Below are 22,481 nucleotides of genomic sequence, written 5' to 3'. Positions count from 1 at the left end.
TCATTCCTTTAAAATTCTGGCTTGATTGTTAAATTAATATTCTTAAGTTGCTCGAATACGTCTTTGTCTTTAGATACAGGTAATGTATCGGCCATGCGCACAGCTCTAAGTGCAGCTTCACACACTAGCTTATCACCCCCTAACGATTTAACTTGCGTTACTAGACCATTAAACCCAAGACGAATATTTACTCGACACTGTTGATTTTTCATTTTTTCATCAATCAGTAAGTTTTGCTGAATGCGCGCCATAATTAAAGCACGATACTTATCAACTTCGCTCACTACTTGCTGTTGGCGTATTTTACTACGTGCAGCCTGCTCTTTAGCAAGTTGTTCTTGTAACATTTGCTCTTGCAGCGCTTGCTGACGTTTACGCTCGGCTTCTTTTGCACGTTCTTTAGCTTCTGCTTCACGCTTTTTACGCTCTGCTTCGGCTTTTTTCAGTGCCTCTTCTTCTGCTTTGCGTTTATCTGCAGCAGCTTTAGCGGCGTTTTCAGCCTCTTGCTTTTGCTTTTCAGCTTGTTTTGCTTTAGCACGCTCTTTTTGTTCAATTTCGCGCGCTTTTTTAGCTTCAGCCTCAGCTTGTGCTTTTTCTTTCTCTTTTGCTTTGCGCTGTTGCTCTAGCTTTTTAATATTACGCGCTTCAGCTTCACGCTGTTTACGCGCATTGGCGGCTCTGCGTTCTAAGTCGCGAATGCGTTTATCTTCAGCGCGTTTTTTAGCATCTTCTTTTTTTTGTAGCTCAGCAATTTTTTGCTCAACTTGTTTTTGATCAACAGTGACCGCCGAAACCGCATTATCAGGCTCAGGAATAGCCGAATTAAGAGTCACTTCCATTACTTTAGGTGCCGGTGGGTGTATATTTGCAGTTGCCCACAAAAAACCCCCTAAACCTAAATGTAAAAGTACTGACTTGATTATAGAACTATTCATGTTACTACTGTGTCCCCTCAAAGGATTCTGTCATTAAACCCACAGATGGTACGCCAGCATTCTTTAAAAAGTCCATTAATAACAACACTTCTTGGTAAGAAACCTTACCAGAGCCTTTAATCATTACTGGTACATCAGGGTTTTTCATTAGCTGAAGCTTAATAACCGCGGCCACATCAAGTGCTTCCATTGGCTCCTCTGGATCAGTGCCTATGCTTACATAGTACTTACCTGCCGAGTCAATTGAGGCAATAATGGGTGGCGTGTCTTTAGTATCAACTAAATCCGACTCTTCCATTTTTGGTAAATCAACTTTCACACCGTGAGTAATAAGCGGTGCTGTTGCCATAAATATAATTAGCAATACCAACATTACATCAATGTAAGGTACTACATTAATTTCTGCGACCGGACGGCGCTTCTTACGCTGATACATTCGCTTTAGCCTCTATTTGGGTAGCTGCTTGACGGTGTAAAATATTGGCAAATTCTTCCATAAAGTTGATGTAGTGTGATTCTAGTTTTTCAACTTTATTAGCAAAGCGGTTATACGCAATAACAGCCGGAATAGCCGCAAATAAGCCCATTGCCGTTGCAATAAGTGCCTCAGCAATACCTGGCGCTACCATTTGTAATGTTGCTTGCTTCACTTCACCAAGTGCAATAAAGGCATTCATAATACCCCACACCGTACCGAATAAGCCGATATACGGACTAATCGAACCCACTGTCGCTAAAAACGATAAGCTCGATTCTAGTTTTTCGATTTCACGCGACAGTGCCACACGCATTGAGCGATGCGTACCTTCCATTACAATGCCTGCACTTTGAAAGGTGTTCTTTTTATGGCGTGCAAACTCTTTAAAGCCTGATGTAAATAACGCTTCAATACCATGAGATTGACCGCTACGTGATGAGATTTCGTTGTATAGTTTGCTTAAGTCGATACCTGACCAAAATTTTTGTTCGAATTTTTTTGCATCAGACAAGGCGTCGCTAATTGCTTTTTTGCGCTGAAAAATAATTGCCCATGACATAACAGACATTGCTACTAGCGCTAGCATTACTAACTGCACAAGCAAACTGGCTTCTAGAATTAGATCTAAAAAATTAAGCCCTGATCCCACGTTAAACTCCTAAATAATTTCAAAAAACGTCAATTTGGTTATTTTGTGTAAATAAGACCATTGTAACGGCCATAAGTTGCATCTAGTGTATCGAGTCAAGGGTTTACTGACAACGATATTGCTATGAATTGGCAACAAAAAACGTTAAACATACGCTTAATCGCTTGTTTGTTTCTAAAACGCGACTACCGCGTTTAGTAAAACACAACTTAATACTACAAAAGTGCGTAAATATACGCAGTAAACTTAATAAAACGCACCGTTTATTCATAAAAAGTGCATAAGCACGCAAAAGTAATTCACGCCACTTTGCATGTACTAATATAACTAATACTGTAACAATACAGCTAAGACCAGTTATTTATTAATTTTCAGCCACTTATAAAGTTAACGAATAATTAACGTACAAGATTCTAACAACAAAAAAATTCATCAGATTAGTTTTTCTCATCTGAAATTTTAAATTTTCTAGTTTGAACAAAAAATGCTTATTCCGTATTATTCTCCCATACCGAGCTTACGCACTGAATGAAACATTTTTCATTAAGCCAAGTTCTTAGTAATAGGATTTTTAGTCGTATTACATTGTTTTACTCTTTTTGGATAAAACCTGATTAAGTAAAACGTAGTTCCCTGGATTACTTCCTTCAACTTGTTGTTTGCCCGCATTATATGCGGGCTTTTTTTTGCCTAAATTTTACCGCCAACTTGGCATACAATAAGTATAAATTACACAATCTGTTTAATTGCCAACGGTGTATTTACTATCTTTTTTTACCCGCTCGTATCTTTGAATTATCTACTTTCAGTAAAAAGCATGTTTATTACAAGGTAAAACTTATTAACACAATTAGCGCCGCATCTAGTCTCTTATGTTGCTACTGTTTTAAAGCTAACTGGTTTTAATGGTACGCAGCATAGCCACGCCAGTCTTAACGTTAAGTGAATTACAAAACGATTTTAATTTATTGGTTACATTTGCAACAAAGTGGATGAAAGCTGAGTAAGTTTTAAAAAACTATACTAATTTTCTTAATTAAGTGAGCTATGTTGAGGTTAGAAAAACGTGTTGATGGTTAGGCAAAAAATTCGCTATTTCGTTGTTCTTGGCAATTGCTCCTGCACTGCTATACCTTCTGCATGCAGTCGTAAATTAGAGTTATTAAACGCAGGTAGCGATACGTTTGCCTCGCAACATGATTAAGTGTTATTGCAAATTGGTATTACATTTAACAGAGGAAGTAGCCCGCTACATTTTCTGTAACAGGCTAAAGAGGGGTTAATCTTGTTTGGGGAGTAAACCAAAGTGATGATACGCATTGTCTGACACAATTCGCCCGCGTGGTGTGCGCTGTATAAAACCTTGTTGAATTAAAAACGGCTCAATCACATCTTCAATGGTTTCTTTTTCTTCGCCTATGGCGGCGGCTAAATTATCTAGCCCTACAGGCCCCCCCATAAATTTTTCGATAATGGCAAGTAGGTATTTACGGTCCATGTAATCAAACCCGCTTTTATCTACGTCAATCATATCAAGGGCAAGCTCGGCAACGGAGGCATTTACTGTACCATCTGATTTTACTTGCGTGTAATCGCGCACACGGCGCAATAAGCGGTTAGCTATACGCGGTGTGCCTCGTGAGCGTTTTGCAATTTCGGTAGCGCCATCGTCGCACATTTGTAAATCTAGGTAATGTGCAGATCGCCCCACTATATGCGATAGGTCAGCTACCGAGTAAAACTCTAAGCGCTGCACTATGCCAAAACGGTCTCTAAGTGGTGAGGTAAGTGAGCCTGCGCGTGTTGTCGCGCCAATAAGCGTAAACGGTGGTAAGTCTAATTTAATAGAGCGTGCAGCGGGGCCTTCACCAATCATAATATCGAGTTGGTAATCTTCCATTGCGGGGTAAAGTATTTCTTCAACTTGTGGGCTGAGTCTGTGTATTTCATCAATAAACAGCACATCGCCTTCTTCAAGGTTGGTGAGTAATGCAGCAAGGTCGCCGGCTTTTTCAAGTACTGGGCCTGAAGTGGTTTTAATACTTACATTAAGCTCATTGGCAACAATATTAGCAAGCGTGGTTTTACCTAAGCCCGGCGGGCCAAATATTAATAAATGATCGAGCGCTTCACCGCGGCTGCGCGCTGCCTCTATAAATATTTCCATTTGCTGCTTAACATGCGGCTGACCTTTGTAGTCGGCTAAAAGCTTGGGCCTTATTGCGCGGTCTATGGTGTCTTCGTTGGTTTTTTCGCTCGCGTCAATTAAACGATCAGCTTCAATCATGGGTTACTCACAACATTGATTTTAAAGATTCTTTAATAAGAACCTCAGTAGACATATCGGGTTTACTTACCGATTTTACTGCTTTTTGCGCCTGTGGCAATTTATAACCAAGCGCAACAAGTGCCGATACGGCATCGTCTGCAGCATTATTGGCTATCGTTGCATCGCTAGGAGGCTCTATAACGGCATTATCGCTAAATGGCGTAAATAAATCGTTACCCCAATCTTTTAAGCGGTCTTTCATTTCAAGCACTAAACGCTCAGCGGTTTTTTTACCCACACCCGGTAATTTAACCAATGTTGTGGCATCTTCGTTGTTTACGCAACTAACAAATTGTTGCGCCGACATGCCCGACAATATTGCTAGGCCTAGTTTAGGACCCACACCATTTGCTTTTAATAGTTCTCTAAAAAGCGCGCGCTCGGTTTTATTATTAAAGCCAAATAATAGTTGTGCGTCTTCGCGTACTACAAAGTGTGTGTACACTATGGCGTTTTCGCCAATATTGGGTAAGTCGTAAAAACAGATCATGGGCATTTGTACTTCGTAGCCTACGCCGCTTACTTCTAATAAAATTTCGGGCGGCTGCTTTTCAACTAAAATGCCATTTAAACGGCCAATCATATTTATTTCCTTAAACGTCCTCTAACGGTTTTGCTTGCGCTACCCGCTAGTTTTATTAAATTTTGTTCTGAGTGCGCATGGCAAATTGCAATGGCAAGCGCATCGGCCGCATCGGCTTGCGGTGTGCCAGGTAATTTTAAAATATTTTTTACCATGTGTTGCACTTGCGATTTATCGGCGCCGCCATTGCCTACCACGGCTTGTTTAATTTGCCGTGCTGAGTATTCAAATACGGGTAAGTCGGCCATAGAGGCTCCCACTATGGCGGCTCCTCGGGCTTGGCCAAGTTTTAGCGCGGCATCCGGGTTATGCGCCATAAATACTTTTTCTATGGCAAAGGTTTCGGGGGAGAACTGCTCTATTATTTGCGTGATCCCTTGGTAGATCATTTTTAATCGTATGGGGAACTCATGCTCGGCTAATTTAATACACCCGCTTCCTAAATAGGTAAATTTAGCGCCTTGATGCGCAACCACACCATAACCGGTTAAACGCGAACCTGGGTCTATCCCTAAAATAATGGCCAAACAGCACACTCATTATTGTTATTTTTCAATAACGGTAATAATGCCAGAGCACTGTATAAATTACCAGTGGCGAGTAAAACAAAAACGCCCGCAACTTAGTGCGGGCGTTTAGCGTTAAAAGTATAGCTTAGGCTAAAGCACGTACTAAGCCTTGGGTATTTTGTTTAAGTTTACGGGCAATCATAAAGTAGCCAAGCGCGGCTACAAACACCCCGCCCGACACTGGCCCTATTAGCCAAATTGTTGGGTGCAACTTACCGGCTAAGTCAAACATTTGCTGCTGAACAATCAGCAAGGCTACATCACTAAATAATGCAGCTACAAACCCGGCTAAGCCACCTAATAGCAAAAACTCATAAAGCGTCGCATTTTTTATTAGCCGCCCTTTGGCGCCTAACGTTCGCAGTATTACTATTTCTTGCATTCGCTCGCCAAGGCTCGCTTGCACCTGAGATATAAGCACTAATGCGCCACACAAAACCACAATAGCAAGCACAAAGCCAATAGCTAACGACACCTGCTCAATGGTTGATTGTATTTGCTTAACAAAGTTATCTACATCGATGGCGGTAATGGTTGGATAAGTGCGCAGTAACTGGCTAAACGCTTTCTTTTGCTCTGGCTCTATACGCACAGATGAAATATACGTTGCCGGAAAATCTTTTAGCACGTCGGGGCTTAAAATAATAAAAAAGTTAGGTTTTAGCGTCGCCCAATTTACTTTACGCACACTGGTAATTTTGGCGTCAAATGATTGCGCACCAATTAAAAATGTTAAGGTGTCGCCTATTTCTACGTCTAGGCGCTCCAACATAGACTCCTCAACCGATGCCTCACCCACTGCGCCTTCGCCAAACCACTGCCCTTGCACAATTTCGTTTTGAGCAGGCACATTATCAAGCCAGGTTAGATTAAGCTCACGGCCAATGCCTGAACGCGCTTCTTCATTTTTTTTCTCGTTATCTTGCAACGACACTTTACGCGCCACAAGCTCGCCATTTACCGCATTTACTCGCCCACGAATGGTTGGATAAAAATCCGAAACTAAAATATCGTTCTCTGCTAGGTAATTATTTACAGGCTCAAGTTCGTTTTGCGTAATATTAACTAAAAATGCATTAGGCGCATCGGCGGGTAATTGAGACTGCCAATCTGAGATCATGTCATTTTTAAGCACAATCAAAAACAATAGCAATTTTATCGCCAATGAAAAGCTAATAAGCTGCACCGCATTTACGTTGGCACGCTTTTGTATAGAGGCAATGGCTAACGACCAACTATTGCCTGGTTTTAAACCTAATTTACGGCCACCGCCAAATATTAATTTTGAAATAACAAACAAAACCGCAATCAAAGCAAGCGTGGAGACAAATAAAATAAGCGTTATTTTAATGTTGTTACTAAATAACCACATTAATAAAAACACCGTAAGCGCGCTTAAACCTAAGTGCACACGGCTTACCGCTAGTCTGTCGCCTAAATTACGGCGCAATACTCTAAGCGGTGGAATATCAAATAAATCAAGCAGTGGCTTAATAGAGAACATAACTGCACATATAACACCTGTGCTAATGGCCACCAGCCAAGGTTTAAACCCGGCGGCAGGTAAGCTCATATCCATGCTTTTTGCTAAATAACCAGTGGCTATTTCTTGTAAACCGTAGCCTATGGCTAAACCCACAATAACCGCTAAAGCACACACCATGAGTAAGTGCATAAAATATATTTTACGAATTAATGCACGGCTTCCGCCAAGTGTTTTCATCATTGCTACGGGGTCGTATTGGCGCTCACAATAACGCTTTGCCGACACAGCAATAGCAACCGTAGCCAAAATAATGCCCAGCAAACCGGCCAGTAATAAAAAGCTTTCTGCACGGTTTAAGCTATTTGATATAGGTGACTGCCTATCTTTTACGCCATACCAACGTTGATTTTCAGCCATTTGCGGCTTTAACCATTCATAAAACCGCGTTATATCTGATTCATCGCCTGCGTAGAGCTGGCGATAATTTACTCGGCTGCCAGGTTGAATAACCTCAGTTTTTGCTACATCAGCAATATTTATAAGCACTCTGCGGCTGCTCGAAAATACATTAAACGGCGCATCTGGCTCTTCAACCACCACTTTTTCTACATTAAATACTGCTGCGCCTAGCTCTACTTGGCTGCCAATATCAATATTTAAGCTGTAAAAAACCGATTCGCTTAGCCACACATTGCCAGGCTTTGGGCCGGCCTGCGCTACTTGTGTTTCGCCAAGCAATGATGATTTTACTTTTAACTCGCCTTTTAACGGGTATTCGTTAGACGCCGCTTTTACCGAGGTAAATTGCATCTCGTCGTTGGCAAATAACATAGTGTCAAAGTAGATCATTTGCGCAGTTTGTAAGTTTTCTTGTTTGGCCTTGCTAATAAACGCCGTATCTAGCTCATGGGCGCTTGCCAATACTCTATCTGCGGCAATAAACGCGCTACTTTTTTGCGCTATGCTTTGTGCTATTCGCTCAGTGACCATAGACAGTGTAAGCACCGTTAATACCGCCAGCGCAATGGCGGCACTAATTACCGTTAGTTCGCCGCGGCGAAATTCACGCGCAAATAATTTAAGTGCTAACTTAGCCCACATTCGCTACGTCCTCTTTTGAGTTTTTAACTAAGCAGCCCGCTTCAATTTGTACAATATGCTGGCACTTTTGCGCGAGTGCTTCATCGTGAGTTACTAAAATTAGCGTTGTGCCGTGCTGCTGGTTTAAATCAAATAATAGTGACTCCACCATTTTGCCGTTTTTACTGTCTAAATTTGCAGAAGGCTCATCGGCAAATAAAATTTTAGGTGTGCCTATAAAGGCACGGGCAATGGCTACACGTTGCTGCTCACCACCAGAGAGTTGCGATGGGTAATGGTCAATACGATGGCTCAGCCCCACTTTTTCTAATAGGGCAAGAGCTTGCTCTTTGGCATCGCTTTCGCCAGCAAGCTCTGCCGGCAGCATCACGTTTTCAAGTGCCGTTAAGCTTTGTACCAACATAAAAGATTGAAATACAAAACCTACTTTTTCTGCACGCAATGCCGCGCGTTGCTCTTCATCTAATTTATGTAGCGGCTCGCCATCAAGGGTAATTTCACCACTGCTTGCGGTATCTAGCCCCGCTAATAAACTTAATAACGTGGATTTTCCTGAGCCAGAGGTGCCAACAATAGCTACTGACTCGCCATGCTTGACATTAAAGCTGATGTCGCTGAGGATGGGCAACTCACCTTCGAAGGTAGAAACTACTTTAGACAAACCATTTACTTGAATAATATTTAATTGAGAAAGCGCTGACATATGACTCATTCAATCCTACGTTTTGTATTCGTTTTATTTTTAGTTATCAAACCACTTAGTGCGGCGGCCGACAACACGATTTTAATACTTGGAGACAGTTTAAGTGCAGCCTATGGGCTTAAACAAGAGCAAGGCTGGGTTAAATTGTTACAAGATAAATACGATGCAGAGCAGCGTAATATAGAGCTAATTAATGCCAGTATTAGTGGCGAAACTACCGGTGGCGCTTTACGCAGGCTAGATGCCTTACTAGCGCAATACCAACCAAGCCATGTACTTATTGAGCTTGGTGCTAATGATGGTTTACGTGGTTTTCCGGTAACAAAAATGCAGGCCAACTTAACGGATTTAATCGAAAAAAGCCAAGCTGAAAATGCCATGGTCGCGTTAATGGAAATTTACATTCCCCCTAATTACGGGCCGCGTTACAGTAAAATGTTCACTGACAGTTTTACACAAGTAAGTGAAAAAACAAATGCTCATTTACTTAACTTTTTTATGCTTAATGTGGCAGATAAGCCAAACTTAATGCAAAGAGATCAATTACATCCAAATAAAGAAGCACAACTGCTGATACGCGATGAAATGTATGACTCGATCAACCAATGGCTAAATAAAGATTAGCCCGCCTTGTTCTTTGGTGGCTTAACATGCGCTGCACGGCATGTGCTTACTAAGGGCGATACGCCCTTAGCTTAAAGTTTTTTAGCTCATTTGCACAATAAACACGCAAACAAACAATCACTTATTGATTTTTAATAAAATATACGTACTATTGCAAACAACGTCGGTATGTAGCGCAGCTTGGTAGCGCACTGTCATGGGGTGTCAGGGGTCGCAGGTTCAAATCCTGCCATACCGACCATTTAACCTCCTCTTTATTTCTTTTTCACTGTCATTTTTCTGTATTACCTTGTATACCTAGCATTAAATACTATGTGTTTAAGGATGACTTATGAAAAAACGTATTTTGTTTCCTCTGCTTTTATCTCTTTTTATTTCAAGCTTTGCGTTTGCCCAAGGTAGTTTTGACTTAAAAACGGAAATCTTTTAAGTGTGGGTAAAACTAAATCTGACATTGTAGCTGTAGTAGGCGCACCACTTTATAAAGATGTGCTTAATGAAGCTGTTGATATTGGTAATGGCGACAAATTAGTTAAAACAGAAGAGTTTACTTATAAACTAAAAGGCTCAATTGGTGGGATGTACATTGTATTGATCCGTTTTGAAAATAATATTGTGACCAGTATTAGTTCAAAACAAGTCGACAGGCTTTAAATATTTTAGAGTTAGTTTTAAGCAGTTAAAAGCGCCATACGGCGCTTTTTAGTTTTTATTAGTGTGTACGCCCTACACCATTACGCACCATGTCTTTACCGTTTTCAAATACCTCGGCTGTTATGCCACGCGCCAGTAATAACTGTTGTTTGTCGTCAAATACTGCAACAAAATGGCTGCCGTCTTTATTGCTTGTAGCCATACCTACACCCGATACACCTTTTAAGCCTAAGCCGCCGTTTTCTACCATTACTAAAAAGTTCTCTAGCTCTGCTAGGTTGTCGATTATGTCGTGCTCGTTATTCATAAATTGCTCTTTGTAAAATCTGCTTGGTTAATGCCTATTCGCAAAACGTAACCACTAAATTAAGCGAATAGGTATAAATTACTTGGGCGCTATTTTATAGCCCATTAAAATAAACATAAACCTTTGTATCGGGTTATTAAGTATATTTAGTACTAGCGCTTAAGGTTAAAAGCGCTCTACATTCAGTGACAAATTACTTAATGCGCAACCATACGGCTGGGTATTAATGCGGTAATAATCCGTATTTTTTGTGGCAGTTAAATTTATTAAAAGGTCATCTTGTTGCCCTACCGCACTTTGCTCTTGGCTTAGGCACATAGCTTGCGTAAGCGAGCGTAGTTTTGAATCGGTTAAAATATTGGCAAAACGCTGCACCGGTAAAGGCGGTATTTTAACAGGCGCTAATGCTTGGCTAATGGTGCGCTCGCTAAGTTCAAACCCGGCATTAGTAATATCTATTACACTGCGAGCAGGCCAGTACGAGTAGTTATAGCTACTTGCTTTTTGCTGCGTACTTAAATACGCAACGCCACTTTGCCCTATTACGGTCATTAAATTTCCTTTGTTGGATTTAATAACAACAAGGGCTGTGTTTTCATCAATACCAAAACCGTGCTTAATATCACCGTTTTTTTGCTTTGCGGTATTTAATGTACCCGCTAGGTTTAACGTTTGATTTTGCTCACTAAAGCGGGTGCTCAGTGGGCCATAGGTAAACGTGTTTAACCCGTTAAGTGCATTAGGCTGTGGAGCAAGCTTTTCTTTTAATACCGCTTCGCTTTGGTGCTGTGAGAGATAGACGTTTTCACTTTGTATTTTGCTTCCTGCACCTAGCCCTACAATAACTGGGCGAGTTTTAAGCGCGTTCGTCCAGGGGTAGGCAGTATTATTTTCATCATACAGTGCTTTTAAAGCATTTTTAGCCGTGCCGTCGCTAAATAAAACACCGGTACTGGTGTTTATTAAATTAACTAACGCCTCAACCCCATTATTACAAAGTGTTTGCTCAGCCTTTGTGAGCTCGGGGTATACATTGCTGCGATTATACAGGTTCATTTGTGAGTGACGCAGCGCCGGTAAATCACTACAGGTATTGTTAGTAATTGCTTTAGCAAGTGCAGGTGTAAGCGGCAACCATTGGCTGGTTACACCTTTTGGTAAAAGCGTTTTAAGCGCCTCTACCTGTGCGTATGGGTCACGCTGGGCTGCGTTAATAATTAATAAAGTGGGTGTTGGGTCAGCAACCTTTAAGCTCCCCGCTATAAATTGCAATATGCCGTTGCTTGGTGGCTCAGTTTTTGAGGTGGTGTTTGCATGAGGTTGTTCGAGCATATCAAATACAAAACTAAACTCTTTCTTTGTTAGGCTATTGAGTTGCTCGTTGTTTATATCTCGCCATTGCCAAAGCAGCTCACTTTTAGAGACCGCGTTTGCATTTTTGCTACTAAGGGCACGTAAGGTATTTAAAACATTTGCTTGGTTATTTGTATTGTTAGTGGGCCAATTTAATTTTATTTGCTCAATATTAGTATTGGTTACCTTAAACACACTTTGTGACTTTGAGTTATTTTGCGTATTGCAACTTTGCGCCGTATTAGCACTGCAGCTATTAATTGTACTACCGGCTAAAATAAGGGTTTGCTCTTGCTGCTGGGCAGCCCCTTTAAATGAAAATAAAGTAAATAAAACGAATATAAAGCTCACTCGCTTAGTAAAAAAAGCACGGGTACGCATAACGCTCTCAAAAATGATCTAAATAGGCGTTAAGTTTAACAGCATGTAATGGCAGGCTAAATAGTAAATGTGGGTCTCAATGATGGCGACACATGGCATTAGTGTATAAAGCAAGTTTGACTGCTAGTTAAAAAAGCGCGATGTGCGTTTTACGCAGCCAATACTCTTACATTTAACCATTAATCTTACTTATTATGCTTACTCTGTTTTACAAACAAATTAGAGGCTATATCAATAGGGTAATTATCATTTATTAGCTCGCTAATAAACTCAGAACACGCAGATGGCGGAGCAATTAAATAGCTTTTATGCTTAGCGCGCGTGATCCCTACGTACAATAAACGTCGCTCCTCTGAATGATTAAAGGTATCTTGTGCGGGCAATAATGCCTCAACAAGTAAATTGCCCGGATTATTGCTTGGAAAACCTAACTTGCCCTGCTCAAAACCTATAATAATACAGTAATCGGCTTCGAGTCCTTTTGAGCCATGCAGTGTCCAAAAATGCAGTGGGTTAGCAAAGTTGTTACCTGCTAAGTGCTGCTCTACCTCATTAAGCATAAACCGATAACGGCTCAATACAGAAATACTGGCCGTGCTATTATTTTTATTAATTGTGGCTATAGTTTGCTGCACTTTTAGTGCTACTGACTTTTTTCCTTGGTGTAAATCGTCAAGTAACACAACTTGAGGGGTGCTTACTTGCGTATGTGTGGTGATGTGCTTTTTATATTGTTCAGGGTTTTGCATTACAAAGCGCCCCGCTACCTCACTAATACTGTTGTTATATCTAAACGTTTTTTGCAATAACGTGAGTGAGTGACTGCCTATTAAATCGTTAAACTGTGTGATGAGCGCCAAATTACCGCCTGAAAACCGATAAATAGCCTGCCAATCATCGCCAACCGCAGTGAAACAAGGTTGCGGACCACTCTTTATTAACGTATTTAAAAACGCCATGCGTGCGCATGAAATATCTTGAAATTCATCAACTAAAATGTGGCGCCAAGGTACACTTACCTCCCCCGACTTAACCGCCTGAGCTGCGCTTGCAATCATGTCGTCAAAATCAATAGCATCTTGCTCTTTTAATTTTTCGTAGTATGCACGCTGCATTGCCACCAATAATGTTGCATAACTTTTATGATTTATAATGCCACTTTTAGCTATTCGCGCTGCTATTTGAGTGTTAGATAGTTGCTCACCCCGTATTGCGCTTAGGCAGTTTAAGTACTTATTTATATTTTGCTTTAACAGCCCTGTTGCAGATAAACGCTCGTACACTGCGTGGTTATCTACGGGGTTAATGTTCACTTTATGTTTTTGTAGTTGTGCTTTTAAACGCTGCTCAAGCTGACCTTCTTGCCAGTTATAATGAAATGTTTGCACCAATGCATGGCCATGTTTTTTATGGTGCGCGCGTACATATTTAATATGCTCGCTATTGTGTAAGTTAGGTGCATGCTGCACTGAATTACCTTGCCTATCTGTCACAAAATGCGCCAAGTAAACCTGGTGCTGTGGCAAGAAAAAATCGGCGGTGTCATCATTTTGGTAAGTGTGTTCAATACCATACATATAAAGCCAGTTGGCAATTAATAAGTGCTGATAACTGCTTACTTTTAGCCCCGATAGGGTGTGATAGGTTTGTGCTTTTAAGGCGGTTTTAGTTGCGGTTCTAGTTTCGGTATTGAAGCTATCAGTAGGTTCATACAGGGTCTCAACAAAAGTTTTACAAAAACGTGAGTCTGTTTTTAGGGTATTACTAAGCCACTGTGTAAACCATTTATTAAGCGCCATAGCATCGTTTGCAAAAGGCGATAAGCTACATGTTTTATTAGCGCTTTGCAGTAACTTAAGCCCCAGCGCATGAAAGGTTAAAATAGTAGGCGGCGTAACGTTTAAATTTGCTTGCTGCGCCCTTAAATTAAAGCGTTGATTTAATTCGTTTGCCGCATTTTTATTATAAGCAAGTATCAATATTTGCTCAGGTTTTACACCACCGTAAGCAATTAAATCCAGTGCCTTTGCAACCATTACTGAAGTTTTGCCAGTGCCTGCGGCCGCTAGCACTAAATTTTTGTCATTATTGCGTATAACAGCAAGGCGTTGCTCATGTGTGAGCGGGTTTGATTCAACCACATTATAAAAGTCGGCTCTTGCCATTAGTGTTTTTTGCTCATAACTTTTACGTAGCTGCTCTGTGGCATGCGCTACTGTTGGTGAACTACTTAAAATAGTTAAAAACTTAATATTAATGGCCGATAAATGCTGCTGCCATAGTGCAGGTATTGCGCCGTACTGCTGTGCCAGTGAAAACACCGCCGATTTTAATAACGGCACGTTTGAGTCGCGAAGATACTCGTTTGTTGCATAACGTTTTACAAGCGTTTTTGCTGTATTCACTTTTTCTTCTAGGTGATTGGCAAAAACACTGTTTAGCTGCTCACTAAGCGTTTGAGCCTGCTGTTTATTTAAAAAGCTAATTACCGTTTTTGTACTATGATTGAGGGTTATTTTCCCGCTAAACAGGCCTTTTTTAAATTGTGTAAAATTAGTAAAGTCGCTAATTAAATAGGCGCGTGAAGTAGTATTTTTAAAATGTATAACGAGTGAACTTTGCTTAATAGTAACGGTGTTAATACGCGTAAAAAAACGTCCTAACCAGCTTGGAGTGGCAATAAACTGCGCCATAAAACCTTGAATAGACTAAAATTAAAAATAAATTTTATCACAGTTTAAACGCCAAGGCGCGCCCCGCCTTAAAAGTGGCTGCGTGGTTAACCAAAGCAAGTACAAGCAGGCCTTATAAAGAGCCCATAGGCTGTGTACATTGGGTGTTTATACTGCGGTAAACTCCATCTAAAACAATCAACAGGCTTTAAGTATTTACTCTAAACAGGTGTTTATATTAGTTTAATTTTTCAGCTTGAATATTGAACAAATCACTGTATTAGTTTAATGTGAAGCTTTTATTAAACGAGAAATAATATGGATTTAACTAAGGAAGAGTTAAGTTTTATTTCGTCTGTTGTAGGCAGTAACAAGGACAATACAAACGATAACTCGCAGCTTAGCTTAAAAACGGCTTTGCCAGATACACTAAAAGGTTTGTTGTCTCACGCTAAATTAACCATGTTAGCTGAGGTGGGCCATTATCAGTTGTGGTTTCCGCTTGAGTTTAAGCTCAACGATGAGGGCTACTTAAACCCCGTACTGAGTGCGCCTGAGGTAATAGATACCGAAGGTGTAGACAGAAGCTGGCGTTATTCAGACCTGCATTTACAAAGCGAGCGCTTTTATGTGCTTTCGCTCTCAAGCAGTGGCGTGCTATTAAAGCCGCGCGATCATCGCTATAGCCTTACTCACGCGCAACATATTACGTTTAAACTACCCAATAAGAAAAAAGTCACTCTGCTTATAGATTTAGTCCGTAAAACTAATTTAGGCTATGCCGCAAAAATTGTCAGTATCAAAAGTGGTAAAGAGGCATTACGTGAGTATTTATTTGAAAAACATAAACGTGAAAACGCCACCTTGTACGAAAACACGGCAGGTGTAACCGAGCATTTCTAGTTGCAGGCTTGTAATTGCAGCGATAAGCTAACGCCTTTATAAAGCGACAAGTTAAAGGCACACAATGAGCGACACTTTATACCCAATTGGTACCCCTAATAAACCATGGAACGACAGTGATAAAGCAGCATGGTTACAACTTCAACAAAAAAAGCGCGATTATAACCAGCTCGTAGTCAGTAAAATTACCCAGCCTAACGAGTTTTTAGGTGTAGAGCAGTACGGCGAGCTAAATTATTCGCCGCTTAGCTTTGCACTTTATTTATTTAAAAGTAAAAATTGGCAAAGTGATCGCCCTACCGTGTTAATTACTGGGGGTGTGCACGGCTACGAAACAAGTGGCGTTATGGGTGCGCTGGCATTTGCTCAAACCGCTGTTGCACCTTATACAACGCGTTTTAACTTTATTATTGCACCTTGTATTAGCCCGTGGGGTTTTGAAACCATAAATCGCTGGAACCCAGAAGCTATTGATCCAAATCGCTCTTTTTACGATAACAGCCCTGCTCAAGAATCTGCAGCTATTATGAAATATGTAGCCTCGCTAAACACTGAGTTAGTTGCGCATATTGATCTGCACGAAACCACAGACACAGACAACAGTGAATTTAGACCTGCTTTGGCGGCTCGCGATGGTAAAATTAACACCAACTGGAACATACCAGATGGTTTTTATTTAGTGGCTGATAGCAAAAAACCAGCACCTGAGTTTCAAAAAGCCATTTTAAATAGTGTTGAGAAGGTGACGCACATTGCCCCCAGTGACGAAAACAATCAATTAATTGGTGTACCGCAGGAACAATTTGGCGTTATCAATTACGCAGCACGCGAATTGGGCTTATGCATGGGCTTTACCAATGCCCCTTATGTAACTACAACCGAAGTATACCCAGATAGCCCAACTGCCTCAGATGAGCAGTGTACTCAAGCGCAAGTTGCTGTTATTACCGGCGCGTTAGATTATTTAAAGTCACTTTAGGGGCTTTAAATACCCATGTGCAATAATACTTAATCATTATTTGGGGCTAAACGTGTCGCTACCTTCGTTAAAAAACTTTCATTTAAGACTGCATGGATGCAGAAGGGAGAGCAATGCAGGAGCAATTGCCAAGAACAACTGAATAGCGGATTTTTTGACAAGCTATCAACACGTTTTTCTAGCCTCAAGATAGCTAACTTAATTAAGCAAATTGGTATAAGTTATAAACTAATTTAAATTAGGAACCTACGATGAAGTATAAAAATAAACATGCCGAGGTAACTTTATCCGTTGAGGGCAATATAATTATTGCCCAATTTAGCGGAAATTTAGACCTAGAGCTATTGGCCAACTTCAAAGCCGCCCTTTTTGATAAAGTGGCTGAATTTGAAGGTAAACAATGGGGTTACATAAGCGACTCATCGTGTGTACTTGCCGCTACGCCCGATGCAGAGCAAGAAATGGTCGCCATAAGCACACATATGCAGCACACTAACTGCTTGATAAGTGCATTTGTCCTCACCTCCCCTATTGCTATAAGCCAAATGCAGCGAATAATGCAAAACGCTAAACGCGATGTAGATTTTAACCAATGTTTATTTGATAACCTAGATGCTGCAAAACGTTTTATTTCATCGCAATTAAATAATGGCGTGAGCTAACTTTAGCCCAAGCCATTGCTAGTTTTTATAAAACTGACTTGTTTTAGTAATCGCTATGTCAGGGTTTTCTACGGCGGTAATCACAAAGCTAACTGGGGTCACTTTTGTTGCTATGTCGTAGCCATCGGCGGTGACTGTCACCGGAATTTTTTTCATCACTCCTGGCAATACCAAAATAGAGCTTGGCGCACTAAGTGTGGCCACAGGTAGGCCTTCAATGGCTACGCCGTAGTGCAATGACTGCTGGGTTTTATTAATAATAGTGAGTGTGTATGGGTTTTCTACCAAGCCTTCATAATTTACACGGTATAAAGCGTTTCTGTCGCGCAGTACCGATGCCTCTATTGGCGTACGTTGTAATACCCACGCAACCATAGAAATAATTAATACCCCTGTTAATACACCATACCCCACTAATTTAAGCCTAAATGGATTGGTTTTTTTACCTTCTAGCTGTTTTTCGCTGGCGTATTTAATTAACCCTTTTTGATAGCCAAATTTATCCATAGTGTCGTCACAGGCATCAATACATAAGCCACAATTTATACACTCGTATTGCAAGCCGTTACGAATATCTATGCCCGCGGGGCATACCTCTACACATAAATTACAATCAACGCAGTCGCCTAAATTAAGGGCTTTAGGATCAGCTTTACGTTTACGAGGGCCTCGGTTTTCGCCGCGCTTTGCATCGTAGCTCACTACCAATGTATCTTTATCAAACATCACCGATTGAAAGCGAGAATACGGACACGCCACGTTACACATTTTTTCGCGTAAAAAGCCGGCATTTCCATAAGTACAAAATGCAAATAAAAACACCCAAAAGCTGGTAATGCCCGACCACTGTAAGGTAAACATTTCAAGGTATAAACTTTTAGCGGGTATAAAATACGCCATAAACGACGTTGCAGTAAGCAGCGATATAACAAGCCACGCAGCATGTTTTGTTATTTTTTTACGCCACTTTAATGCACTCCATGGCGATTTATCTAACTTTATACGCTGATTACGAGTACCTTCTATACGTTGCTCAACCCAACTAAACATTAACATCCAGATTGTTTGGGGGCAGGTATAACCACACCACACGCGGCCAAGCCAATTCGTGACAAAAAACAAAGCAAACGCGCCTACCATAAATAGCAGCGCTAAAATCATAAAGTCTTGCGGCAGTAAGGTTAAACCAAAAATAGTAAACTTTTGCGTGGCTACATCAAGTAGCACGGCTTGCTCACCTTTGTATTGAATCCAAGGAATGGCAATAAACATAAGCATAAGTAACCAACCAAGATTACGGCGTATTTGTTGGAAAAAGCCTTTTTGCTCACGAATATAAATAGGCCCTGGTGTGTTATAGGGCTTGATTATCATATCTTCTTCTTTAATATCAAACTTCATAGTAGCTACTTAATAGTGACGGTATTAATGCTACTTTTGCAACTTTCAGACCAAGCTGAAACCTCACTTAAATAATTGATATTAAACACATTTATAAATTATCAATAAAATTTATTCGCGATATTTAACGAATAACGCGATATATCACGTTTTTTTGCTTATTCCTAGTTTACGCATTTTTGAGCGCAAAGTGCTCTCGGGCAAGCCTAATTTGCAAGCAGCGCCTTTATCGCCAGATATTTGCCACTGTGATAATTCAAGCACCGCAATAATGTGCTGTTTTTGCGCCTCTGCAAGCGTAAGTGATGTATTTACAGCTGTGCTTGCATCGCCATGCAATGGCTGACTCAGTTTAAGGACAGTATGTTTAGTTAAAATAGCTTCGCGCTCTAGTACGTTTTGTAACTCGCGAATATTACCAGGCCAATCATAAGCTTGTAGTTGGCTAATCGCTTTTTTACTCACCCCTTTTATTTGCTTTGCTAAGCGTTTATTTAGTTGAGTAATTAAATTGGTGCATAAATAAGGAATGTCTTCTTTGCGCTCTTTAAGCGCAGGCACTTTAATAGGAAACACATTAAGGCGGTAATATAAATCAATTCGAAAGGTGCCTTTTTGCACCATTTGCCATAAATCGCGATTGGTTGCTGCCAATACTCTAATATTTACCTTAAGCGTAGTACTACCGCCAACCCGTTCAAACTCTTGCTCTTGTAATACCCGTAGCAATTTACTTTGCGCTTCTAATGGCAGCTCAGCAACTTCGTCTAAAAACAGTGTGCCTTTGTCGGCCAGTTCAAAGCGGCCTTTACGTCGCTCGTTTGCACCGGTAAACGCACCGCGCTCGTGGCCAAATAATTCAGACTCTAACAAGCTTGGCGTAAACGCTGAGCAGTTCACTTTTATAAAAGCTTGATTACTGCGTTTACTTAACCGGTGTAAGTTACGCGCCACCAGCTCTTTGCCTGTTCCATTTTCACCTAAAATTAATACTGTGCTGTCGGTTTCGCTAACGAGTTGAATTTGCGCCAACATAGCTTGAAAAACATGGCTTTGGCCAACTAAACCTGAGTCTTGCCAGTCTTCGTTAAGCTCTGCAATTAGGTAGTTATTTTCATCTTGCAGCTGCTCACTTAAATGCTTAACTTGCTCAAGCGCTTGCTTAAGTTCGTTTTGGGTTTGCTGCTGCGCCGATATATCGCGAAATACCGCGACCGCACCAATTAACTCACCTTGCCTGTAAACGGGGGTTGATGTGTATTCTACTGCAAACGAGGTGCCGTCTTTGCGCCAAAATACTTCGTTTTTAACCTCGCGGCGTTTGCCATCAAACATGGTGCAATATATTTGGCATTCATCGGCTGGATAAGGAGAGCCGTCGGCGTGGCTGTGATGATGATACTGGTGTATTTTTTTGCCCAACAATTCTTGGGCTTGCCAGCCAGTCATACGTTCAGCGGCTGGGTTAACAAACACCGCATTGCCCGATAAATCAAAGCCGTAAATGCCCTCTCCTACCGCATTAAGTAAAAGTTTGGGGTCATTTAAAAATTGTTTTATCATTGCATCATCCTCGCGAAATACCACGATTATTATGCCATAAAGTGACGCGCTAAACAGTTAAATAAAGTGGCCTTTAATATAAGGCTTAAATATAAGGCTTAAATAAAGCGTTAATATCTATTTTTGCATTTAACTTTGCCGCAATTACATAAAGCCCAGCTAGCTTACGATGAATAAACAACGCATCAACGGGCGGTGTATGCCATTGCTGCGACTGTGCGCTCAGCTCTAGCCCTGCATTTTTAATATTCGTTGCTAAGGGACTGTTTTTAAAATCAAACTCGCCAGTGGTTCTTAGCGGCTCACACGCCATTAAAAACAAATCAATAACATGGCTTTTGTAAGAATCTAGTAGGGTATCTTTAAAATAACCTATTTCGCGAGCTGCGCTTAACACGCCCGCCCTATTGTTTTCAGTGCCTGCAATAAATAGTGACAGGTAAGCCTTGCTCAATTTACTCGAGATCTCTCGGGTTGCCCCAAAGTCAAATAACACAATTTGCTTACTCTGGGTCTGATAATGAAAATTAGCAAAGTTAGGATCGGTTTGAATTAGCTTAAACTCAAACATTTCTTTAAAAAATAAATCTATGAGCCTAGCTGCAATGTTATTTTGCTCACCTTGGGGTAAATTGCTAAGCGCTTCTATAGGCGTTGCTTGTACATACTCCATTGCCAAAATGCGTTTAGTGTTGTGAACACCATATACTTTAGGCACTTTAAAATTAACGTGCTGGCTTAGCAACTCACCGTATCTTTTAAGGTAGTGTGCTTCGCGTTCATAATCAGCCTCGGCAAGTAGCTGCGCTTTAGCCTCATTTATGAGTGGCTGTATATCAAGCTCTTTAGGGATTAACCGCGCAATGTTTAATAGTGCAATAACATTGTCTACATCGCTATGTACACTTTGCGCTATACCTGGGTATTGAATTTTTACCGCCAGCTTTTCACCATTTTCTTGATAAGCTAAGTGCACTTGGCCAATAGACGCCGCTGCAAATGGCCTAAGTTCAATATGCGAAAAACGATTAAGCCAGTCTTCACCCCATTCACTTTTAAGTACCTTAACTAATTGATTGTGCGGCATTGGGTTTGCATCAGCGCGAAGCAATGCGAGTAATTGAGTAAGTTCAGGACTTAATAGCTCGCCAACATCCATAGACAATAATTGCCCTAGTTCATGGCAGCACCACGAAGGTGTGCAAGCTGAACAGCTAGTTTTTCTATGTTTTTAGGTTGTAAGAGTAAAGCTTTATTATTCCAACCATTACCCGAGAGCGCACTTTTAGTGCCATCTATAAGCATGTTGGATGCAACACCACCGGCTAAGGAGCCAAGCTTTGCAAATCGAGAGAGTCTTGAGGTAGGTATGCTGCGCGAAGCTGCCATTGTAAAAACCTAATTAGCCTGAGAAACAGGCTAATTAATACGTATATTTTACTGGGCTCGATCTAATTAACCAAACGTTTGGGTAATAAAACTATCGCAAGCAGTGTGCTGTACATTAAAGGCGCGGTACTAATTTAATTGCCCCTTCAACCACTTTCATATCAAGGGGTAATTTGCTTAGCAGCATCATTTTAGGGTCGTCCATATTTAACGTATAAACAGGGTTGAGGGCTAAAAAAGCATTAATTACTTCCATCGCTTCATTATCAAGCGCCGCTAAATTACCTTTAAAGCCACCAGCATCCACACTTGAATCTAGTAGTTTAACATTGCGTAAAAACACGGCTTTTTTTTCACTGTCGTAAAACGGGCTGCCTTCAATTTGCAGCTTTAAGCGTACTGGGTATTTTAGTGCAAATGCATTTATTTCTGCACTTGAGTCTGCACCAAGTACTACTACATCACGGCTATCTGGACCAATATTTACACTTAAATCGTTTACATCAAACTGCACTGGCAGCCCCATTAAGCTCACCTTTTCGCTTAACTTAGGCAACTGTTTACCTAGCACACTTTCTACTTCTGAGCTGGTAAATGAGTAAACAGACACGCCTTGTGTAGAATTACATGCGCTTAAAAATAGTGTGGTTAAAAACAGTAATAAAATTCTCATGCTAACCTTTATCCTCGTTGTAATTATAAAAAAGCCGCTTAAACAGCGGCTTTTATTATGCAATACCTGTAGTTCATACAAGTTAAT

The 22,481-nt window shown here is 40.8% G+C and carries 19 protein-coding genes, 1 tRNA gene and 1 pseudogene; 6 read left to right on the top strand and 15 right to left on the bottom strand.

Annotated elements, in window-relative coordinates:
• Positions 1 to 8 precede the first annotated feature (8 nt).
• From tolA to VOI46_RS06185, 8 genes are all read right to left on the bottom strand, one after another.
• A complete protein-coding gene (gene tolA, locus VOI46_RS06220; RefSeq protein WP_024032176.1) occupies positions 9 to 935 on the bottom strand; it encodes a cell envelope integrity protein TolA in 927 nt (308 codons plus the stop codon).
• Positions 936 to 939: 4 nt separating this feature from the next.
• Positions 940 to 1,371: a protein TolR gene (gene tolR / locus VOI46_RS06215; protein ID WP_004587274.1), complete on the bottom strand. Its 432-nt coding sequence runs from the start codon at positions 1,369 to 1,371 to the stop codon at positions 940 to 942.
• Positions 1,358 to 2,062, bottom strand: a complete 705-nt coding sequence (tolQ, locus tag VOI46_RS06210) for a protein TolQ (RefSeq protein ID WP_004587273.1) — start codon at positions 2,060 to 2,062, stop codon at positions 1,358 to 1,360. The genes tolR and tolQ overlap by 14 nt, the downstream gene beginning before the upstream one ends.
• 1,279 nt (positions 2,063 to 3,341) lie before the next feature.
• Entirely contained in the window at positions 3,342 to 4,349 is a 1,008-nt protein-coding gene (ruvB, locus tag VOI46_RS06205) for a Holliday junction branch migration DNA helicase RuvB (protein WP_004587272.1), read from the bottom strand.
• A gap of 7 nt (positions 4,350 to 4,356) precedes the next feature.
• Complete coding sequence (gene ruvA, locus VOI46_RS06200; protein ID WP_282338026.1) at positions 4,357 to 4,974, bottom strand: Holliday junction branch migration protein RuvA; 618 nt, start codon at positions 4,972 to 4,974, stop codon at positions 4,357 to 4,359.
• A 2-nt stretch (positions 4,975 to 4,976) separates the two neighbouring features.
• Entirely contained in the window at positions 4,977 to 5,501 is a 525-nt protein-coding gene (gene ruvC / locus VOI46_RS06195) for a crossover junction endodeoxyribonuclease RuvC (protein ID WP_004587270.1), read from the bottom strand.
• 127 nt (positions 5,502 to 5,628) lie between these two features.
• A complete protein-coding gene (locus tag VOI46_RS06190; protein ID WP_282338025.1) occupies positions 5,629 to 8,130 on the bottom strand; it encodes an FtsX-like permease family protein in 2,502 nt (833 codons plus the stop codon).
• Positions 8,120 to 8,833, bottom strand: coding sequence for an ABC transporter ATP-binding protein (locus VOI46_RS06185; protein ID WP_004587268.1), 714 nt, complete (start codon positions 8,831 to 8,833; stop codon positions 8,120 to 8,122). The genes VOI46_RS06190 and VOI46_RS06185 overlap by 11 nt, the downstream gene beginning before the upstream one ends.
• On the opposite strand from VOI46_RS06185, the gene VOI46_RS06180 reads away from it, so the two are divergent.
• From VOI46_RS06180 to VOI46_RS06170, 3 genes are all read left to right on the top strand, one after another.
• Positions 8,834 to 9,457, top strand: a complete 624-nt coding sequence (locus tag VOI46_RS06180) for an arylesterase (protein WP_004587267.1) — start codon at positions 8,834 to 8,836, stop codon at positions 9,455 to 9,457. It begins immediately after the preceding gene.
• 164 nt (positions 9,458 to 9,621) lie between these two features.
• Positions 9,622 to 9,698, top strand: a tRNA-Pro gene (locus VOI46_RS06175).
• Between the two features lie 191 nt (positions 9,699 to 9,889).
• Complete coding sequence (locus tag VOI46_RS06170; RefSeq protein WP_004587251.1) at positions 9,890 to 10,111, top strand: hypothetical protein; 222 nt, start codon at positions 9,890 to 9,892, stop codon at positions 10,109 to 10,111.
• Positions 10,112 to 10,169: 58 nt separating this feature from the next.
• On the opposite strand, the gene VOI46_RS06165 is transcribed toward VOI46_RS06170, so the two are convergent.
• The 3 genes from VOI46_RS06165 to VOI46_RS06155 form a co-directional block, all read right to left on the bottom strand.
• Positions 10,170 to 10,418 carry a hypothetical protein gene (locus tag VOI46_RS06165; RefSeq protein ID WP_004587250.1) on the bottom strand — a complete coding sequence of 83 codons (249 nt, stop codon included), beginning with the start codon at positions 10,416 to 10,418 and terminating at the stop codon, positions 10,170 to 10,172.
• Between the two features lie 165 nt (positions 10,419 to 10,583).
• Positions 10,584 to 12,152 (bottom strand): hypothetical protein, encoded by a 1,569-nt coding sequence (locus tag VOI46_RS06160; protein WP_004587249.1) that lies wholly within the window; start codon positions 12,150 to 12,152, stop codon positions 10,584 to 10,586.
• Between the two features lie 185 nt (positions 12,153 to 12,337).
• Positions 12,338 to 14,845, bottom strand: coding sequence for a UvrD-helicase domain-containing protein (locus VOI46_RS06155; RefSeq protein ID WP_004587248.1), 2,508 nt, complete (start codon positions 14,843 to 14,845; stop codon positions 12,338 to 12,340).
• A gap of 297 nt (positions 14,846 to 15,142) precedes the next feature.
• Between VOI46_RS06155 and VOI46_RS06150 the strand changes: the two genes are divergently transcribed.
• The 3 genes from VOI46_RS06150 to VOI46_RS06140 all read left to right on the top strand — a co-directional run bounded on the left by VOI46_RS06150 (position 15,143) and on the right by VOI46_RS06140 (position 17,368).
• Positions 15,143 to 15,727, top strand: a complete 585-nt coding sequence (locus VOI46_RS06150; RefSeq protein ID WP_004587247.1) for a hypothetical protein — start codon at positions 15,143 to 15,145, stop codon at positions 15,725 to 15,727.
• A 64-nt stretch (positions 15,728 to 15,791) separates the two neighbouring features.
• Entirely contained in the window at positions 15,792 to 16,706 is a 915-nt protein-coding gene (locus VOI46_RS06145) for a M14 family metallocarboxypeptidase (RefSeq protein ID WP_004587246.1), read from the top strand.
• A 251-nt stretch (positions 16,707 to 16,957) separates the two neighbouring features.
• Positions 16,958 to 17,368, top strand: a complete 411-nt coding sequence (locus VOI46_RS06140) for a hypothetical protein (RefSeq protein ID WP_004587245.1) — start codon at positions 16,958 to 16,960, stop codon at positions 17,366 to 17,368.
• 18 nt (positions 17,369 to 17,386) lie between these two features.
• On the opposite strand, the gene ccoG is transcribed toward VOI46_RS06140, so the two are convergent.
• From ccoG to VOI46_RS06120, 4 genes and pseudogenes are all read right to left on the bottom strand, one after another.
• A complete protein-coding gene (gene ccoG / locus VOI46_RS06135) occupies positions 17,387 to 18,769 on the bottom strand; it encodes a cytochrome c oxidase accessory protein CcoG (RefSeq protein ID WP_282338024.1) in 1,383 nt (460 codons plus the stop codon).
• 144 nt (positions 18,770 to 18,913) lie between these two features.
• Positions 18,914 to 20,332: a sigma 54-interacting transcriptional regulator gene (locus VOI46_RS06130; protein ID WP_282338023.1), complete on the bottom strand. Its 1,419-nt coding sequence runs from the start codon at positions 20,330 to 20,332 to the stop codon at positions 18,914 to 18,916.
• Positions 20,333 to 20,417: 85 nt separating this feature from the next.
• Positions 20,418 to 21,721, bottom strand: a pseudogene (locus VOI46_RS06125) (AarF/ABC1/UbiB kinase family protein).
• A 115-nt stretch (positions 21,722 to 21,836) separates the two neighbouring features.
• On the bottom strand, positions 21,837 to 22,394 hold the full coding sequence (locus VOI46_RS06120) for a DUF1439 domain-containing protein (RefSeq protein ID WP_248451114.1): 558 nt from the start codon (positions 22,392 to 22,394) through the stop codon (positions 21,837 to 21,839).
• Positions 22,395 to 22,481: the final 87 nt, after the last annotated feature.

The organism is Pseudoalteromonas sp. CuT4-3, from assembly GCF_035666335.1.
GTDB classification, from domain to species: Bacteria; Pseudomonadota; Gammaproteobacteria; order Enterobacterales; family Alteromonadaceae; genus Pseudoalteromonas; species Pseudoalteromonas atlantica.
Note: the sequence above shows the minus strand (reverse complement) of the source record. Positions and strands in the feature narration are given on the sequence as shown.

Bases quoted from the DNA above. Each gene is read 5' to 3' on its own strand.
- tolA (WP_024032176.1), bottom strand. From the start codon at position 935: ATGAATAGTTCTATAATCAAGTCAGTACTTTTACATTTAGGTTTAGGG.
- tolR (WP_004587274.1), bottom strand. From the start codon at position 1,371: ATGTATCAGCGTAAGAAGCGCCGTCCGGTCGCAGAAATTAATGTAGTA.
- ruvB (WP_004587272.1), bottom strand. From the start codon at position 4,349: ATGATTGAAGCTGATCGTTTAATTGACGCGAGCGAAAAAACCAACGAA.
- ruvA (WP_282338026.1), bottom strand. From the start codon at position 4,974: ATGATTGGCCGTTTAAATGGCATTTTAGTTGAAAAGCAGCCGCCCGAA.
- VOI46_RS06190 (WP_282338025.1), bottom strand. From the start codon at position 8,130: ATGTGGGCTAAGTTAGCACTTAAATTATTTGCGCGTGAATTTCGCCGC.
- VOI46_RS06185 (WP_004587268.1), bottom strand. From the start codon at position 8,833: ATGTCAGCGCTTTCTCAATTAAATATTATTCAAGTAAATGGTTTGTCT.
- VOI46_RS06180 (WP_004587267.1), top strand. From the start codon at position 8,834: ATGACTCATTCAATCCTACGTTTTGTATTCGTTTTATTTTTAGTTATC.
- VOI46_RS06165 (WP_004587250.1), bottom strand. From the start codon at position 10,418: ATGAATAACGAGCACGACATAATCGACAACCTAGCAGAGCTAGAGAAC.
- VOI46_RS06160 (WP_004587249.1), bottom strand. From the start codon at position 12,152: ATGCGTACCCGTGCTTTTTTTACTAAGCGAGTGAGCTTTATATTCGTT.
- VOI46_RS06155 (WP_004587248.1), bottom strand. From the start codon at position 14,845: ATGGCGCAGTTTATTGCCACTCCAAGCTGGTTAGGACGTTTTTTTACG.
- VOI46_RS06150 (WP_004587247.1), top strand. From the start codon at position 15,143: ATGGATTTAACTAAGGAAGAGTTAAGTTTTATTTCGTCTGTTGTAGGC.
- VOI46_RS06145 (WP_004587246.1), top strand. From the start codon at position 15,792: ATGAGCGACACTTTATACCCAATTGGTACCCCTAATAAACCATGGAAC.
- VOI46_RS06140 (WP_004587245.1), top strand. From the start codon at position 16,958: ATGAAGTATAAAAATAAACATGCCGAGGTAACTTTATCCGTTGAGGGC.
- ccoG (WP_282338024.1), bottom strand. From the start codon at position 18,769: ATGAAGTTTGATATTAAAGAAGAAGATATGATAATCAAGCCCTATAAC.
- VOI46_RS06130 (WP_282338023.1), bottom strand. From the start codon at position 20,332: ATGATAAAACAATTTTTAAATGACCCCAAACTTTTACTTAATGCGGTA.
- VOI46_RS06120 (WP_248451114.1), bottom strand. From the start codon at position 22,394: ATGAGAATTTTATTACTGTTTTTAACCACACTATTTTTAAGCGCATGT.